12 protein-coding genes are annotated in these 17,126 nt (G+C 72.3%); 9 read left to right on the forward strand and 3 right to left on the reverse strand.

The window, feature by feature from the left end; translation table 11 throughout:
- Nucleotides 1–44 precede the first annotated feature (44 nt).
- A complete protein-coding gene (locus ACZ7DE_RS04005; RefSeq protein ID WP_470757605.1) occupies nt 45–1,403 on the forward strand; it encodes a glycoside hydrolase family 26 protein in 1,359 nt (452 codons plus the stop codon).
- Here ACZ7DE_RS04005 and ACZ7DE_RS04010 read toward each other — a convergent pair.
- The gene (locus ACZ7DE_RS04010) at nt 1,373–3,757 is read right to left on the reverse strand and encodes a lipopolysaccharide biosynthesis protein (protein ID WP_470757607.1); all 2,385 of its coding nucleotides are present in this window, start codon (nt 3,755–3,757) and stop codon (nt 1,373–1,375) included. The genes ACZ7DE_RS04005 and ACZ7DE_RS04010 overlap by 31 nt on opposite strands.
- Complete coding sequence (locus ACZ7DE_RS04015) at nt 3,750–4,985, reverse strand: DegT/DnrJ/EryC1/StrS family aminotransferase (RefSeq protein ID WP_470757609.1); 1,236 nt, start codon at nt 4,983–4,985, stop codon at nt 3,750–3,752. Before ACZ7DE_RS04015 ends, ACZ7DE_RS04010 begins: the two co-directional genes overlap by 8 nt.
- Before the next feature lie 301 nt (nt 4,986–5,286).
- On the opposite strand from ACZ7DE_RS04015, the gene fahA reads away from it, so the two are divergent.
- The 8 genes from fahA (at nt 5,287) to ACZ7DE_RS04055 (ending at nt 14,897) form a co-directional block, all read left to right on the forward strand.
- Nucleotides 5,287–6,498, forward strand: a complete 1,212-nt coding sequence (fahA, locus tag ACZ7DE_RS04020; protein WP_470757990.1) for a fumarylacetoacetase — start codon at nt 5,287–5,289, stop codon at nt 6,496–6,498.
- A 219-nt stretch (nt 6,499–6,717) separates the two neighbouring features.
- A complete protein-coding gene (locus tag ACZ7DE_RS04025) occupies nt 6,718–7,656 on the forward strand; it encodes a M56 family metallopeptidase (protein WP_470757611.1) in 939 nt (312 codons plus the stop codon).
- Between the two features lie 122 nt (nt 7,657–7,778).
- The gene (locus tag ACZ7DE_RS04030) at nt 7,779–8,567 is read left to right on the forward strand and encodes a GntR family transcriptional regulator (RefSeq protein WP_470757612.1); all 789 of its coding nucleotides are present in this window, start codon (nt 7,779–7,781) and stop codon (nt 8,565–8,567) included.
- Between the two features lie 133 nt (nt 8,568–8,700).
- Nucleotides 8,701–8,928, forward strand: coding sequence for a 4Fe-4S dicluster domain-containing protein (locus ACZ7DE_RS04035; RefSeq protein WP_020130156.1), 228 nt, complete (start codon nt 8,701–8,703; stop codon nt 8,926–8,928).
- A 15-nt stretch (nt 8,929–8,943) separates the two neighbouring features.
- Nucleotides 8,944–10,284, forward strand: coding sequence for an ABC transporter substrate-binding protein (locus tag ACZ7DE_RS04040; protein WP_470757614.1), 1,341 nt, complete (start codon nt 8,944–8,946; stop codon nt 10,282–10,284).
- Nucleotides 10,281–11,162: an ABC transporter permease gene (locus tag ACZ7DE_RS04045; RefSeq protein ID WP_470757616.1), complete on the forward strand. Its 882-nt coding sequence runs from the start codon at nt 10,281–10,283 to the stop codon at nt 11,160–11,162. Before ACZ7DE_RS04040 ends, ACZ7DE_RS04045 begins: the two co-directional genes overlap by 4 nt.
- A complete protein-coding gene (locus ACZ7DE_RS04050) occupies nt 11,146–11,982 on the forward strand; it encodes an ABC transporter ATP-binding protein (protein ID WP_470757618.1) in 837 nt (278 codons plus the stop codon). Before ACZ7DE_RS04045 ends, ACZ7DE_RS04050 begins: the two co-directional genes overlap by 17 nt.
- Before the next feature lie 11 nt (nt 11,983–11,993).
- Nucleotides 11,994–14,897, forward strand: coding sequence for a fumarate reductase/succinate dehydrogenase flavoprotein subunit (locus ACZ7DE_RS04055; protein WP_470757620.1), 2,904 nt, complete (start codon nt 11,994–11,996; stop codon nt 14,895–14,897).
- Between the two features lie 32 nt (nt 14,898–14,929).
- Here the strand turns inward: ACZ7DE_RS04055 and recQ are convergent, their stop codons facing one another.
- Nucleotides 14,930–16,936, reverse strand: coding sequence for a DNA helicase RecQ (gene recQ, locus ACZ7DE_RS04060; protein ID WP_470757622.1), 2,007 nt, complete (start codon nt 16,934–16,936; stop codon nt 14,930–14,932).
- Nucleotides 16,937–17,126 lie beyond the last annotated feature (190 nt).

The raw sequence follows: 17,126 nt of genomic DNA on the forward strand, positions 1-17,126 counted from the left end.
AGTCGCACGACGTGACGGGCACGCGAGCCGAAGCGAGGAGCGACTTGGGACACCGCACGGACAGCGGCACGCACACCGACCGGGGGGACCTCATGCAAGGCGGCACGGAACGCGCCCCCGGGGACGGCATAAAGGGTGCCGCGAACGGCGCGGGGGAACACACCGCGGACGGCGCGGAGGGAGGCGCCGAGGGCGCCGCGCAAGAGACCGCCAAGGGTGCGGTGGGCGAAGCAGCCGAAACCGCCAAAGGCACCGAAGGCACCCTGCGAGGCTCCATGGCAGTTGCCCTGGGAGACCCCGTGCGGGGTTCGCGGCGCACGTACACCGCCGTCGTGCTGGTGGCGGTGGCCGCGCTGCTCGCCGGGCTCGGCGTCTGGGTCGGCCGCTCCGAGGAGCCGGGCTCCGCCGCGGACGGCCTGCCCGACAACGCGGCCTCCGGCACACTGCCGACCGGCCCCTGCGCCCCCACCGACACTCTCGTTCCACGCTGTGGTGCCTGGTGGGGCGCCGCCGTGCCGTACGCGGAGAACGGCTCGCTCAAGGACGCGGTGCTCGGCTTCGAGAAGAGGATCGGCCGCAAGCTCGACCTCGTCTACAACTACCACGACATGTCGGGCACCCGGCTCGACGGCCAACTGCTCACCCGGGACGAACAGGAACTCGGCAGGGACCGGCTGCTCATGCTGGCCTGGGAGTCCACCGTCTGGACCGAGCCGCACCACGAGAACTGGACGGAGACCCAGCTCGGCTGGAAGAACATCGCCTCCGGCAAGCTGGACGCGAAGATCCTCGACCCGCAGATCCGGCGTATCAAGGCGTACGGCAAACGCGTCTTCCTGTCCTTCGACCAGGAGACCGACGCCCGCATCAAGGAAGGCGCAGGCACCCCCGAGGAGTTCGTCGCCGCGTACCGTCATGTGCGCGACCGCTTCCGTGCGCTGGGCGCCGGCAACGTGGTGTGGGTGTGGACCGTCTCCGGCTATCTCGGCAGCGCCGCCGACATGAAGGCGCTCTACCCCGGCGACGAGTACGTCGACTGGATCGCCATGGACCAGTACAACTACTACCAGTGCCACGGCACGACCGACTGGAAGGACTTCCTGCGCAGCCAACGGCCAAGCTACGAATGGCTGCGGGAGAACATCTCCGACGACAAGCCGGTGATGCTCGCGGAGTTCGCCACCGCGCCCGACGCCGACGCCCCACAACGCCAGCGCGACTGGTACACCCGGATTCCCGCCGCCGTGAAGAAGCTCCCCGAGGTGAGGGCGCTGGTCCACTGGAACCGGCCGACCTCCGAGGACGCCGCGTGCGACCTGACCGTCAACGAGGGCCCCGGCCTCGATGGCTACCGGGAAGCCGGAAAGAACGGCTACTTCCACCAGCCCGTGCCGTCCCGTTGACGCTTCTCGGACACAACCGCGTTCTCGAGCGGAGGCCGGGTTCTCGGGCGGGACCGAGCCGATCTCCGGTGGAGCCACAGGCCCAGGACGGCGACGACGACGAGGAACAGGGGCAGCGCCACCGGGGCGAGCTCCTGCCGCCACACCCAGCCGGCCAGCGCGAGGAGGTAGAGGACGCCCCAGCGCCCCGGCCACGTCAAGCGCCCGCCCACGCGCGCCAGCAGCAGCCACAGCGGTATGAGAGACAGCAGTTGGACGGCCGGCGGGGCCCAGCGCAGCAGCGGCTCGGCGCTGTCGAGCCGCACCCCGTCCGCGAGGAGACGGGCCGCCTTCGCGTACAACGCCCCACCGACCGGTGTCGGTTCCCATCCGAAGGCAACGGGCACGGCGTACAGGGCGAGCAGCGCGGAACCCAGCGCCGCCCCCGGAAGCCACGCGCCGCGTGATGCGCGCAGCGTCACCGATCCGACGAACACCGCCAGCAGCAGGCCCCCCGCGACGAGCGCCGTCAGCGGCAGCGCAGCCAACAGCTGTCGCCCAGTCAGCACCTCCGCGGACGGACCGTCGAACCAGGGCAGATCCCGCAGCGCCGTCCAGAAGACCAAGGTGGCCGCGCCGAGCAGGCCCGCCAGGACACCCGTGATCCACCGCTCTCCGGCCCTCCCCACGCCGTCCTCGGCCGGCTCCGCCCCAGGTCGGAACCCGGATGACGCGGACCGGGAAGTCACAGACCGGGTGGACACGGACCGGGAGGACGCGGACCGGGAGGACGCGGACCGGGAGGACGCGGACCGGTTCACCGTCTCGTGCGGCCGGACGATCAGTGCCAGGGTGTCCGCCTGCAGCGCCTCGCGTTCGTACCCGGGACGCCCGATGAACAGGGTGACCGTGTCCTCGTCGACGCCTTCACGCGCGTACGCCGCCCGACGCGCCCAGTTCGTGCCGTACCCGGCGGTGGCGTTCAGCCGTGCCCAGCGGGTGCCGTAGGCCGGGCCGGCGGCGGACGGGTCCACGGGGACGCGGTCGTTGCGACGCAGCGCGGAGCGCAGACCGACGGCGGAGACAGCGGCGATCAGGGTCATGCTGAGCAGCACCGCCCATCCCGCGCCCGCGATCCCCGTCGGCTCGAACAGCACGGCCGCGCTGCCCAGCACCAGCGTGCACATGGCGCCCTGGAGCGCCGCGAGCATCCCGGTGCGGCCCTGCACACGCAGCACCCCGATGTACAGCTCGACCACGACCCGGGGCAGCGCTCCCGCCGCCAGCAGCCGCAGAACGGTGGTGCCGTGCTCGGCGTAGTCCTCGTTGAACGGGAGCAGGACCTGCGGGGCGAACAACACCAGCACCAGCACCACCGGCACCAGCAGCAGCGTCATACGGCGCAGCGCCCCGCGCACGCCGTCGGCGAGCTGCCGCGGGTCGTGCGAGGCGTGCGCGGTGAGCGAGGAGGCCATGTTGATGGCCATGAACTCCATCGTGCCGCCGACGGTGTACGCCACGTAGAAGTAGCCGTTCTCCGCCGCGCTGAAGCGCACGGCGACCATCACCGGCAGCAGGTTGATCATCGCCAGGCTGAACAGCGCGCCCAGCGAGTCCCCGGCCAGGAAGCGGCCCATCTCGCGCAGCCCGGGAGGCTCGAGGTCGCGGTCGGCGGCGGCCTGACGCGGGATCAGCCGGCGGAAGATCAACCAGCCCAGCGGCAGCGTCGAGAACGCGATCGCGACGGCCCAGGACACGAAGATGCCGAGCACCGGCAGCGCCGTCGCGAACACGACCAGCAGGATCAGCTTGCCGACCGAGAACACCGCGTTTCCTATGGGCACCCAGCCCGATCTGCGCAGACCGGTGAGCACCCCGTCCTGGAGGGTGAGCAGCGCCCATGCCACGCATGCGACGACGAACGCCGCGCCTGCGGCGACCGTGCCGAGCGGCGCGTACGTCGCCCCCCACAGATCGAGCGTGAGCAGGAAGACGAAGGCGGCGACCGCCACGACCACCGAACTGGCCGCGTAGGCGCGCCACACCAGCGAGCCCGTCGCCCGTCCGGCGCGCGGCACGAAGCGGACGACGGCTCCGATCATCGTCGTCGCGGTGATGCTGGCGAGCAGCCGCATCGCCGCGATCGCGGCCGAGCCCTGGCCGACGGCCTCCTCCGAGTAGTAGCGCGCCGCCACCAGCCAGAAGCCCAGGCCCAGCACGGCGGAGACGCCCGTGCTGAGCATGAGGAAGTAGGCGTTCCTGAAGAGGGATTCGGAGCCGTGGGTGCTGTCGGCGGGCTCCGGACCGCCCGCTTCCTTCCCGGCGGCTGGGGCCGAGAGCTCGGACACCTGGATCTCGGCCTGGGTCTCAGCCACGGGTCGGCTCCAGCCCTCCCGGAGCGTCGGCCGGCAGTGCGCCGGACTCCTGGAGCACCTCGACGGCCTGCCGGGCCCGCAGCGGGTCGACGGGCAGCGCGTGCCGGGCGAACCAGCGGGCCCCGGCCGGGTCGGGCGAGAGGTCGGTGAAGGCGGCACCCGCGTAGTCGTCCAGCGGCGGGTCATAGAGGTACCCGACGATCAGTCCCCGCCTGGCGAGAGCCGCCCTCGCCGCATCCCGGTGGGCGACGAACAGGGGTACGCGGAAAAGAGGTTGGACGCTCTCGGCGCGTGGAACGCCGGGGCGCGCCCACGGTGTGGACAACAGCAGCTCCGTGCCCGCCCGGCACGCTGCCAGCACCCGGTCCAGCCGGTCCAGCCGGCGGACGACGCGCCCGAGTCTGAGCGGTCCGGAACGCAGCCGGTAGTCGTGCATGTCGACGCGCACCCACGAGTCGTGCGCGGCGAGGTCCGGCGCCGTGTCGACGGCCCTGGCCAGCTCGGCCGGCCGCAGCGGCATGCGGATCTCCTCCCGCTCCATCAGCCCGAGCAGCCGCATCGTCGCCCAGGCGGCCCGCCGCAGCCGCAGCCCCCGTACGGTCGCCTCCGCGTACGGCCGGACGGCGAAGGCGAGTTCGGCCGCGAACCGGCCCGGCAGCAACAGGTCCTCGCAGGTCTTCTCCAGGGCTTCGCGAAGCCCCGGGTCGGCGCAGGCCAGGAATCCCCCGGATTTGGCGCCGACATGCTTGGAGAGGCTGAAGACGGAGGCGTCGCCCCAGGCGCCGACCGGTCGGCCGCCCACCTCGCTGCCGATCGCGTGCGCCCCGTCCTCGAACAGAGGGATGCCCAGCTGGTCGCACTTCTGCCGCAGGCGCGGTGTGTCGTCCGGGTTGCCGTACAGATTCGTCGTGAGGACGCCGGCCAGCGAGCCCCACGTCTCGTCGGGCACGGCATCGACGTCGATCGACGCGTCCAACGGGTTCAACGGCGCCTGCACGGGTCTGAGCCCTGCTGCGAGCACGACGAAGAAGATGACGTCGTCGTTGACCGGCGACATCAGTACGCGTCCGCCGGGCGGGCACCAGTGGCGCAAGGCCACGAACAGCCCGAATCTGCACGACGGCACATACACGCATTCCCGGCCGAGTCTGTCGCGCATCGTCGCTTCCAGCCGCTTCGGCCGTGAGCCACGCCGCGCCGACCCGAGGCCGGCCTCCCCTATGGCCATGAGCCCCCCAGATGTGCCTGGCGAAGGCCCCCTCCCCGAGGCCTTCCAGCACCCGCTCAGAGTGTCCCCTTTCGCACCGCTCCGTCAAGATTGCGGCCCCACCCGTGGGCGACTTCGGGTGAGCGGCCGGACACGGAGCGCTGCGGCCCCGATCACCTCGACGGTCCCGCCCCCGTGTCACTTCCGCGAGGTCGGCCGTAACGTGTGGCGCGGCTCGGCGCACGCGTGCGACATCCGTTCGGCGTGCGGCGAGCACGACATGGCGAGCACCAAAGAGCGCACGAAAGAGAGGCAGTACCCGATGCCCCCCTTCGACCTTGCCGAGGGCGATCCCTTCGGTCCGCACAACCTGCCGTACGGCGTCTTCTCACTGCCGGGCTCCGCGCAGCGGACCGTCGGCGTCCGGCTCGGCGACCATGTGCTCGACGCGGGCGCGGCGGCCCGCGCGCTCGGCTCGCCCCACGCCGACCTGCTCGCGGCACCGACCCTCAACCCGCTGCTGGCGGCCGGCCGCTCCACCTGGTCGCAGGTGCGCCGCGAGGTGACGCAGTGGGTGACGGACCCGTCCCACCGCGCGACCGTGGAGCCCCTCTTTCGTCCCCTCTCCGCGGTGACCCTGCACCTCCCCTTCGAGGTCGCCGACTACGTCGACTTCTACTCCTCCGAACACCACGCCCGGAACGCCGGTGCGATCTTCCGCCCGGACGCCGCCGACACCCTGCTGCCCAACTGGAAGCATCTGCCGATCGGCTACCACGGACGCGCGGGCACGGTCGTGGTCTCCGGCACGGACGTCGTCCGCCCCTCGGGCCAGCGCAAGGCGCCTGCCGACCCGTCCCCCGTCTTCGGTCCTTCGGTGCGGCTCGACATCGAGGCCGAGGTCGGTTTCGTGGTCGGCGTGCCCTCGCTCCAGGGCAGCCCGGTCGCGCTGGGCGACTTCCGCGAGCACGTCTTCGGTCTGTGCCTGCTCAACGACTGGTCGGCCCGTGACATCCAGGCCTGGGAGTACGTGCCCCTCGGCCCGTTCCTCGCCAAGTCGTTCGCCACCTCGGTCTCGGCGTGGATCACCCCGCTGGAGGCGCTGGAGGACGCGCGCGTGGCTCCCCCGGCGCGCACCCATCCCCTCCTGCCCTACCTGGACGACGCGGCCGCCGAACCCTCCGGCTACGACCTGCGGATCTCCGTCGCGCTCAACGGCCATGTGGTCTCCGAGCCGCCCTTCGCCAGCATGTACTGGACGGCCGCCCAGCAACTCGCCCACCTCACGGTGAACGGCGCCTCCCTGCGCACCGGCGACCTGTACGGCTCGGGCACTGTGAGCGGGCCGGAGCCGCACCAGCGCGGCTCCCTCCTGGAACTGACCTGGAACGGCCGCGACCCGCTGGAACTCCCCGACGGCAAGAGGACGTTCCTGGAGGACGGCGACGTGGTGACCCTCTCGGCGTGGGCCCCGGGCCCCGGCGGTGTGCGGGTGGGACTGGGCGAGGTGAGCGGGCGGGTGACCGCCGGATGAGCCGACGGACGGCGGCACCGGTGCCGGGTGAGGTGTTCCGGGGCTGAAAGTGTCTTCGTGGGCTGACTCGCGGAGCAACCGCCGTCATACTGGCGGGGGGCGCGGTCCTCGGGCCGGGCCCGCCGCCCGTGGCGGGCCGCACGCACGCGGGCATGCGGTACGACCCCCGCGCGCACGTGGCGCACGCCCTCCTCCCGACCAGGATCCGGAGCCGACGGCATGATTCTCTGCCTGCTCCTGCTGAGCGTCCTCGCCCTGACGGCCGCCGTGCCGGCCCCGCGCGCGCTCACCCGCTCCGCGTGGCCCGAGCGGGACCCCGTGGTCGGGCTGTGGGTGTGGCAGTGCCTGGTCGCCACGGTCCTGCTGTGCTGCCTGACGGCCCTGGTGCTGGGCGCCGCAGCCGTCTTCCACACCGTCCGCGCGCGGGTCTTCGCCCCCGCACCGCCCGCGGTCACCGAGGCGTACGACCTGTCCGCCGCCCCGCTGTGGGCGGCGGCGCTGACCCTGCTGCTGGCCTGCGGGGCCGCCTGGACCACCGCGATGCTGGCCCGCGAGCTGTTCGAGGCGCGCCGGCGCCGCAACATGGCCAGGGCGCACCTGCGGGAGCGCGCCCCGGACCTGCCCGCGGGCCTGCCGCCCGCCAGGGGTCCGCTGCTCGTACTGGAGGACGAGTACCCCGACGCCTGGTGGATGCCCGGCACCCCCGCCCAGTTGATCGTGACGACGGGCGCCCTGCACCGCCTCACCTCCCACCAGCTGGACGCCGTCCTCACCCACGAACGCGGCCATGCCCGCGCCCACCACGACTGGCTGCTGCACCTGTCCACCGCCCTTGCCACCGGCTTCCCCCGCATCCCGCTCTTCTCCCACTTCTGCGACCAGACCCACCGCCTGGTCGAACTCGCCGCCGACGACACCGCGTCGCGTCGCTGCGGTCACCTGACCACGGCACTGGCCCTGATCGAGCTGAACCAACACCGGGGCGTTCTGTCCTGCGCCTCCAGTCACCGTCTCCTCGGGGAGCGCGTCGACCGCCTGCTCCAGCCGCCCCCTCGGCTGCTGCGCAGACAGCGGGCGCTGACGACGACGGCGGCCGCGCTGGTGCCCCTGCTGCCCCTGCTGATCACGTTCGCCCCGGGGCTGACCGCGTTGGCCTGAGCTGGCAGATCTTGCTCGACAACCACTCGTTTTTGCAGGTCAGCGAGTTATCTGACGTTCCCGCAGGTGGCGCAACACTCTGGCAACACCGCTTTCCCTACCTCCTCGCTATGGTTCGAACCATGCCACCCAGCGACCGCATCCGAGAGCACGCCGGCCAGGGAGCGACCACCGTCGCCGCCCACCGCGCGCGCCGCCGGCTGCGCGCGGACCAGGCGCGTCAGCTCGCCGACATCCTGCGCCGCCAACTGCTCACCGGCGGCTTCCCGGCCGGCACGCTCCCCCACGAGTCGGCCCTCGCCGCCGACTACCGTGCCTCCCGCAACACCGTCCGGGAGGCACTCGACCTGCTGCGGGCGGAAGGCCTGGTGGATCGCCTCCCCGGCGTCGGCACCGTGGTCGTGGCGCAGAAGTACCCCCACGGCCTGGACCGCCTGATGGGCCTCGCGGAGACCCTGCACGAGCACGGCCACGTGACCAACGAGGTCCGCACGATGGGCCCCGTCGCCGCGCCCGCCCCGGTGGCCGACCGCCTCCGAGTCCCGCCCGGCTCCGACGTCCTCTACATCGAGCGTCTGCGCCGCCTGGGCGGTCTACCCCTCTCCCTCGACCTCACCTACGTTCCGCTCGACATCGGCGCCGACCTGCTCGGCGCCGACCTGGAGAACACCGACGTCTTCCGGCTCCTGGAGACCCTCACCGGGCAACGCCTCGGCCACGCCGAGATCACCCTGGAGGCGGTGACCGCGGACGCCCACTCCGCGGCCGTACTGGAGGCGCCGCGCGGCGCTGCCGTCCTGATGCTCGAACGGCTCACCCACCTCGCCGACGGCCGGCCCGTGGACCTGGAGTTCATCCGCTTCCGCGGCGACCGCATCTCGATGGGCGGGCTGCTGCACCGCTCACTCTGATCCCTCCCCGCTCTTGTCCGCTCTCTTCCCGCTCTCTTCTTCGCTCTCACCCCTTCATCGTTCGGCGGGGCCTCATCGGTTCGCCGCCGCGCGGGATTTCTCAGAAGTTCTCGGGACTTTTCTGGAGACAGCCATGACCCTGGCGCCCCAGCGGGCCGACGTGCCCGTGACCATCGACGAGTCGAAGTGCATCGACGGCTGCACCCTCTGTGTGGACATGTGCCCGCTGGACTCCCTCGCCATCGACGAGAGCAACGGCAAGGCCTACATGCACGTCGACGAGTGCTGGTACTGCGGTCCGTGCGCGGCTCGCTGTCCCACCGGAGCCGTCACGGTCAACATGCCCTACCTGCTCCGGTGAAAGGTCCGAACCCCGATGAAACCCAGCACAGTCGCCGCGTCCGCCGTCCTCCTTCTGCTCCCCCTCACCGGCTGCGGCAGCGCCGAGGCCGGTAGCGGCTCCACGGTCACCGTCACCGTCGGCTACCAGTCCAAGACCATCAACACCGTGACCGCCGGTACCCTCCTGCGTTCCCTCGGCTACTTCGAGAAGGAGCTGAACGCCCTCGGCGACGGCAAGACCTACAAGGTGGACTGGCAGGACTACGCCACCGGCGCCCCCATCACCGCGCAGATGACCGCGGGGAAGATCGACATCGGCTCGATGGGCGACTTCCCGCTCCTCATCAACGCGGCCCGCGGCAAACAGCTCGGCAGGCCGACCCACCTGGTGTCGGTGACCGGCTACAACCTTCGCGGCGGCCTCAACACCATCGTCACCGCACCCGGCTCCAAGCTCGGGTCGCTCGACGACCTCAAGGGCAAGAAGGTCTCCACCAGCGTGGGCTCCGCCGCCGACGGCACCCTCGTACGGGCGCTGCAGCGCGCCGGAATCGACGCCGACAAGGGCATCGAGAAGCTCAACCAGCAGCCGGCCGTGGGGGCGTCGGCCCTCTCCTCGGGCAGCGCGGACGCGCTCTCGCAGTTCGTCGCCTGGCCCGGCCTGCTCGCCTACCAGGGCAAGGCGAAGGCCCTGTACGACGGCGCCCAGCTGAACCTGCCCACCTTCCACGGCGTCACCGCCCGCGAGGACTTCGCGAAGAAACGGCCGGCCGTCCTGGAGGCGTTCCTGAAGGCCCAGGCGCAGGCCACCGCCTACCTGAACGAGCACCCCGTGGACGCGGCCGAGAGCGTCGCGAAGGCCACCGGACTGCCCGCCGAGGTCGTCTACCTCTACAACGGCGCCCACGGCATCTCCACCTTCGACCCGGCGGTCAAGCCCCGGCTCGTCTCCGCCCTCAAGGAGGACGTGTCGATCCTGAAGGCGGCCAAGCTGACCGGGGACGTCGACGTGGACGCCTTCGTCGACGACCGGTACGTGAAGAAGGCGCTCGGCCCGTCGTACGCCCGGCAGCTCACCGCCGCGCCCGCACCGGCCGCGAGCGAGGTGTGGCCGAAGGGCGCCACGCAGACCCGCTCCTTCAAGACGCCCGCCGAACTGCTGGCCTACGTCGCACAGCACAAGGACGGCGTCCGCGCCGCGTACGTGCCCGACGCCACCACCGGCACCCTGTGGTTCGCCGACAGGGCGGTCTGGGTGGCCGACGGCACGACCCTCCTGCCGTTCGTCACCCCGGCGACCGCCCAGACCTACGTCGACGCCCACGGCGGCGCCCGGGTCGTCACCTACGCCGACGCGCTGGAGCGGGCGTCGTGACCAGGTATGCGCTGCGGGTCGCCTCGGTGGCCGCCGCTCTCGGCCTGTGGCAGCTGCTGACCAGCCTGGACGTCGACCTGTGGCTGCGCTTCTCGCAGTTCCCCACGGTCGCGGACGTGGCCCGGGCCTTCGGCGACCGGCTGGCCGGCGACGACTACTGGACCGACCTCACCGACAGCCTCACCCGCATCCTCACCGGCTTCCTCCTCGCCGCCGTCGTGGGCGTGGCCACGGGCGTGCTCGTGGCGCGCTCGCGGCTCGCCGAGGACCTGCTCGGACCGATCCTCGAAGTCGTCCGCCCCATCCCCGCGATCGCCCTGGTCCCCGTCGCGATCCTGCTCTTCCCCTCCAACGAGCAGGGCATCGTCTTCATCACCTTCACCGCCGCCTTCTTCCCCGTCCTGGTCTCCACCCGGCACGCGGTCCGCGCGCTGACCCCCGGCTGGGAGGAGGCGGTGCGCACCATGGGCGGCGGCCGGTGGCGGATCCTGCGCTCGGTCGTCCTCCCGGGCGCGCTGCCCGGCATCTTCGGAGGCCTCTCGGTCGGCATCGGCGTCTCGTGGATCTGTGTGATCTCCGCCGAGATGATCTCCGGCCAGTACGGCGTCGGCTACCGCACCTGGCAGGACTACACGGTCGTCGACTACCCGGGGGTGTTCGTCGGCATGGTCACGATCGGCGTGCTCGGCTGGGCCACCTCCACGGCCGTGGAACTCCTCGGCCGCCGCCTGACCCGCTGGCTGCCCCGTACGTCGTACGTCCCCGGAGGCCGGCCCCGGGCGCGCAACCTCGCGCCGACCGCTCCGGCGCCGGCCGTCTCCCCCGCCGTCCACACCGGAAGCGAACCCGAGGAGACGCGCGATGAGCACCTCGTCTGAGACCCGAGCCACGGCCGCCACGCCCGGCGGTCCACAGAGCCCTCCGGCCACCGGCCCGGCCACGGGCAAGGCGGACGGCACCGCCGTGCGCGGCACCCGGCTCACCCTCCGGGCCGCCACCCTCGGCCGCCCCGACGCCGCCGCCCTGGCCGGTGTCGACCTGGACGTCCCGCCGGGCGAGATACTCACCGTCGTCGGCCCCTCGGGCTGCGGCAAGTCGACCCTGCTGCGCACCCTGGCCGGGCTGCTGCCCGCGCTGGCGGGCGCCGTGGAGCAGGACGGCCGGCCGATCATCGGCCCCGCGGCGGACCGCGCGCTCGTCTTCCAGGAGGACGCCCTTCTCCCCTGGCGCACCCTGCAGGCCAACGTCGAACTCCCCCTCGCCATCCAGGGATCGCCGCGCGCGGAGCGCAGGAAGCAGGCCTCGGGCTGGCTCGGGCGGGTCGGACTCGCCGATCGGGCACGGCAGTTGCCGCACCGCGTCTCGGGAGGCCAGCGGCAGCGCGCGCAACTGGCCCGCGCCCTCGCCGCGGGCCCGCGCGCCGTCCTCATGGACGAACCCTTCGGCGCGCTCGACGCCCAGACCCGCGCCGGCATGCAGGACCTGCTGGTGGAGGTGCTGCAGGGCACGGGCGCGACCGTCGTCTTCGTCACCCACGACGTGGACGAGGCCCTGTTCCTCGGCGACCGCGTGGCGCTCCTCGGCGCGGGCCGCCTCGTCGCCGTCCGGGACGTGCCGCGCCCCCGCGACCGCGCCGCCCACGACGATCCCGCGCGCGTGGCCCTGCGGCGCGACGTCCTGACCTCCCTGAGCACCTGAAAGGCACCCCGGTGGACACCCCCCTGCAGATCCCCGCGCTCGGCGACGCCGAGGAGCTGACCTGCGACGTCCTCGTCATCGGTGGCGGCACCGCCGGCACCATGGCGGCCCTGACCGCCGCCGAGCGCGGCGCCGACGTGCTGCTTCTTGAGAAGGCCCACGTCCGCCACTCCGGGGCCCTCGCGATGGGCATGGACGGCGTCAACAACGCGGTCATCCCCGGCCGTGCCGAGCCCGACGACTACGTCGCCGAGATCACCCGCGCCAACGACGGCATCGTCGACCAGTCCACCGTCCGCCAGACCGCGACCCGCGGCTTCGCCATGGTGCAGCGCCTGGAGTCGTACGGCGTGAAGTTCGAGAAGGACGAGCACGGCGACTACGCGGTCCGCCAGGTCCACCGCTCCGGCTCCTACGTGCTGCCGATGCCTGAGGGCAAGGACGTCAAGAAGGTCCTGTACCGGCAGCTGCGGCGGCGCGAGATGCGGGAGAGGATCCGCATCGAGAACCGGGTGATGCCGGTGCGCGTGCTGACGGCTCCCGATGACGGGCGAGCCATCGGAGCGGTCGGCTTCAACACCCGCACGGGCCAGTTCGTCACCGTGCGCGCGGGCGCGGTCGTCCTCGCGACCGGCGCCTGCGGCCGCCTCGGCCTGCCCGCCTCCGGCTACCTGTACGGCACGTACGAGAACCCGACCAACGCGGGTGACGGCTACGCCATGGCCTACCACGCCGGCGCCGAGCTGACCGGCATCGAGTGCTTCCAGATCAACCCGCTGATCAAGGACTACAACGGTCCCGCCTGCGCCTATGTCGCCAACCCCTTCGGCGGCTACCAGGTCAACCGGCACGGCGAACGCTTCGTCGACTCCGACTACTGGTCGGGGCAGATGATGGCCGAGTTCGCGGCGGAGGTCGCCAGCGACCGGGGGCCCGTCTACCTGAAGCTGAGCCACCTGCCCGAGGAGTCGATCTCCGCCCTGGAGTCGATCCTGCACTCCACCGAGCGCCCGACCCGGGGCACCTTCCACTCCGGCCGCGGCCACGACTACCGCACCCACGACATCGAGATGCACATCTCGGAGATCGGCCTGTGCGGCGGCCACTCGGCCTCGGGCGTGCGGGTGGACGACCACGCCCGTACGACCGTCCCCCGCCTGTACGCCGCCGGCGACCTGGCCTGCGTCCCGCACAACTACATGATCGGCGCATTCGTCTTCGGCGACCTCGCGGGCGCGGACGCGGCCCAGTACACGGCGTACCGGGGTGAGCTTCCCGCCGACCAGCTGCGCGAGGCGCACGAGCTCGTCTACCGTCCGTTGCGCAACCCGCAGGGCCCGCCGCAGCCCCAGGTCGAGTACAAGCTCCGCCGCTTCGTGAACGACTACGTGGCCCCGCCGAAGTCGGGCGCGCGGCTGTCGTTGGCCCTGGAGTCCTTCGAGCGGATGCGCGACGACATCGCCGAAATGGGGGCCCGCACCCCGCACGAGCTGATGCGCTGCGCCGAGGTCACCTTCATCCGTGACTGCGCGGAGATGGCCGCGCGCGCCTCCCTGGCCCGTACGGAGTCCCGCTGGGGCCTCTACCACGACCGCCTCGACCACCCTCGTCGCGACGACGCCTCCTGGTTCCACCACCTCGATCTGCACAAGTCCCCCTCTGGCGCCATGGAGTTCACGGCCCGTCCCGTGGCTCCCTATCTGGTTCCGGTCGACGAGTTCACCCCTGTCGGCGGCCCGTCACGGCATATCGGCGAGGTCCACCCCGAGGACGTGGCCACGGCCGGTTCACGCGACGTGGCACCCCTCGCCGCCGGCGCCGACGAAGCCGCGGCCGAGACGGACGCCCTGGCGGCCTCCCCTCCCGGGGCCGCCCCCGAGCAGGCCTCCGACGACCAGTCCTTCGACGACCTGTCCCTCGCCGGTCGGTCCTCCTCACGTCTCCTCGAACTCGTCGCCCTCGCAGATGAGGAACCCGAACTCGCTGCCTTGCGCCCCTATTTGACGGACCCGGCACCCGCCGTCCGGCGCGAGGCCGTCGCCGTCCTCACCGAGACGGTGCCGCCCGGCACCGGCCCCGCGCTCGCCGCGGCATTGCGCGACCCCGCCGCGGAGGTACGCGCCGCCGCGGCGGCCTCGCTGCGGGAGCTCGTCGAGACCCTGCCGCCCGAACCCGCCCTGCGGGACGGGCTCGCCGCCGCACTGGCCGAGTCCGACCCCGTCGTGCGCGCCGCGGCCCTGGACGTGCTGCGCGCCCTGCACCTCGGTGACGCCGCCCTGTTCGCCGGCTCACTCGCCGACGGCGACATCGCCGTCCGGATCGAGGCCGTCCGCGCCCTGGTCTCCGTCGACGCCGCCGAAGAACTGGCTCGTGCGGCCACCGCCGACCCGTCCCGCGAGGTACGCGTCACGATCGCCAAATCCCTGGCCACGGTGGCCGCCGACCGCCTGCACGACACCCTGCTGACCGGCGTCGGCGCCAACGGCCCCGGCTCCAGTACCGACGCCGGCTCCAGTTCCGGCTCCGCCGCGGGGGACGCTCCCGAAGATCACGCCGTTCACACGGCCCTCGTCGGCCTCGTCGGCGATCCCGACGCCCTGGTGCGTGCCGCCGCCTACGGGGCGCTGGGCACCACCGGCTGCCCGCCACCGCTCGCGGCCCGGGCCGTGACCGCGCTCGCCGACCCGGCCTGGCAAGTGCGTGCGGGCGCGGCCACCGCGCTGTCCGTGGCCCATCCCGACACGGCCGTCCCCGTCCTCGCCAAGGCTCTGGCCGACCCGAACGCGGACGTTCGCAAGGCCTCCGTCCTGGCCCTGACCCGTCATCGCGGCTCGGAAGCGGCCCGCGCAGCCCTCGCCACCGCGACGACGGACTCGGACGCCGACGTCAGGGCGTACGCGACGCGCGCCCTCTGAGCTGGGTCAACGCCGACGCGCGCCCCCAGCCCCTATATCCAGTCCTCGGGCTCCGGCTCCGCGTCCATCTCGGGCCAGTAGTCCGCGCCGCCCGGATCCGTGGGGGCGTGGGCGGCGGCTTCGGGACCTGCCGTCCCGGCGGGTCCCGGAGCGGCGGCGTCCGGCGCCCCGCCCAGGGAGGCCAGGACCGCGACGACGCCCTCCCCGTACGTGACCCGCTTCTTCTCGCCGACCCCGCTGATGCCGCCCAGCTGTTGCACCGACGTCGGCCACACCGTGGCGATCTCCCTGAGCGTCGCGTCGTGGAAGATCACATAGGCGGGAACGCCCTGCTCACGGGCCTGTTCGGCGCGCCATGCACGCAGCGCCTCGAAGGCGGGCTGCAGTTCCTCGGGCAGCTCGGCCGCGGCGGCCTTGGACTTGCCGCGTCCGGACGAGGAAGAGCCCGACGCCTTCGACGTCACCGGCTTCTTCGGCTCCTTGCGCAGCGGGACGTCCCGCTCGCGGCGCAGCACGGCCCCGCTGGCCTCCGTCAGCACCAGGGTGCCGTACTCCCCCTCGACCGCGAGCAGCCCCTGGGCCAGCAACTGCCGTACGACACCACGCCACTCGCCCTCGGTGAGATCCTCGCCGATGCCGAACACCGACAGCTGGTCGTGGTCGAACTGGATCACCTTGGCCGTGCGCTTACCCATCAGGATGTCGACGATCTGCACCGCGCCGAACTTCTGCCCGCGCTCCCGCTGCAACCGCACCACGGTCGACAGCACCTTCTGGGCCGCCACGGTGCCGTCCCACGTCTCCGGTGGCGTCAGACAGGTGTCGCAGTTGCCGCAGCCCGCCGCGTCCGGTTCCTGGCCGAAGTAGGCGAGGAGCTGTCCGCGACGGCACTGGACGGTCTCGCACAGCGCCAGCATCGACTCCAGGTGGGCGCCGGCCCGTCTGCGGAAGGCCTCGTCGCCCTCGCCGGACTGGATCAGCTTGCGCTGCTGTATGACGTCGTTGAGGCCGTATGCCATCCATGCCGTGGAGGGCAGTCCGTCCCGTCCGCCGCGGCCCGTCTCCTGGTAGTAGCCCTCGATCGACTTGGGCAGGTCGAGATGGGCGACGAACCGCACGTCCGGCTTGTCGATGCCCATGCCGAAGGCGATGGTCGCGCACACGACCAGGCCCTCCTCCCGAAGGAACCGGGACTGGTGCGCCGCGCGCGTGCCCGCGTCCAGACCCGCGTGGTACGGCACCGCCTCGACGCCGTTGCGGGAGAGGAACTCGGCTGTCTTCTCCACGGAGTTGCGCGAGAGGCAGTACACGATGCCCGCGTCGCCCGCGTGCTCCTCGCGCAGAAAGCTCAGCAGCTGCTTCTTGGGGTCGGCCTTCGGCACGATCCGGTACTGGATGTTGGGCCGGTCGAAGCTCGCCACGAAGTGCCGCGCCGCCGGCATGTTCAGCCGCTGGGTGATCTCTTCGTGCGTCGCCCGCGTGGCCGTCGCCGTGAGCGCGATCCGCGGGACGTCCGGCCAGCGCTCGCCGAGCAGGGACAGGGACAGGTAGTCGGGGCGGAAGTCGTGGCCCCACTGGGACACACAGTGCGCCTCGTCGATCGCGAACACCGCGATCTTGCCGCGCGAGAGGAGGTCCAGAGTGGACTCCAGACGCAGGCGCTCCGGCGCCAGATACAGCAGGTCCAGCTCGCCCGCGAGGAACTCGGCCTCGACTACGCGCCGCTCGTCGAAGTCCTGCGTCGAGTTGACGAACCCGGCGCGCACACCGAGCGCCCGCAGCGCGTCCACCTGGTCCTGCATCAGCGCGATCAGCGGGGAGACGACGATGCCCGTGCCGGGTCTGACCAGGGCGGGGATCTGGTAGCACAGCGACTTGCCGCCACCGGTCGGCATCAGAACGACCGCGTCGCCGCCGGCCACCACATGCTCGATGACCGCTTCCTGCTCGCCGCGGAAGGCCTCGTAGCCGAAGACCCGGTGCAGCGTGGCCAGCGCCTCGCTCTCGGTCCGCTCCGATGTCCCGGTGATCCCTGTCATCGCGCTGATCCCGCCCGTCCCGCCCATCGCCCGGCCCCCGTACGTCGTCCCTCGACCACTGCCTCCACGATAGGGGGCCGCACTGACACCTCCGGAGTTATCCACAGACCCGATCCGGTGACTCTGCGTGACGGCCGATCGGAAAGTCCTGAAACCGATCACGTGCACGACGCCGGTGGGCCCGGCCCCC

This window comes from Streptomyces sp. NPDC037083 (assembly GCF_055606485.1).

What these genes read in the sequence shown, in the direction of transcription:
- ACZ7DE_RS04015 (WP_470757609.1), bottom strand. Translation starts at nt 4,985, where the DNA reads ATGGCCATAGGGGAGGCCGGCCTCGGGTCGGCGCGGCGTGGCTCACGG.
- fahA (WP_470757990.1), top strand. Translation starts at nt 5,287, where the DNA reads ATGCCCCCCTTCGACCTTGCCGAGGGCGATCCCTTCGGTCCGCACAAC.
- ACZ7DE_RS04025 (WP_470757611.1), top strand. Translation starts at nt 6,718, where the DNA reads ATGATTCTCTGCCTGCTCCTGCTGAGCGTCCTCGCCCTGACGGCCGCC.
- ACZ7DE_RS04030 (WP_470757612.1), top strand. Translation starts at nt 7,779, where the DNA reads ATGCCACCCAGCGACCGCATCCGAGAGCACGCCGGCCAGGGAGCGACC.
- ACZ7DE_RS04035 (WP_020130156.1), top strand. Translation starts at nt 8,701, where the DNA reads ATGACCCTGGCGCCCCAGCGGGCCGACGTGCCCGTGACCATCGACGAG.
- ACZ7DE_RS04040 (WP_470757614.1), top strand. Translation starts at nt 8,944, where the DNA reads ATGAAACCCAGCACAGTCGCCGCGTCCGCCGTCCTCCTTCTGCTCCCC.
- ACZ7DE_RS04050 (WP_470757618.1), top strand. Translation starts at nt 11,146, where the DNA reads ATGAGCACCTCGTCTGAGACCCGAGCCACGGCCGCCACGCCCGGCGGT.
- recQ (WP_470757622.1), bottom strand. Translation starts at nt 16,936, where the DNA reads ATGACAGGGATCACCGGGACATCGGAGCGGACCGAGAGCGAGGCGCTG.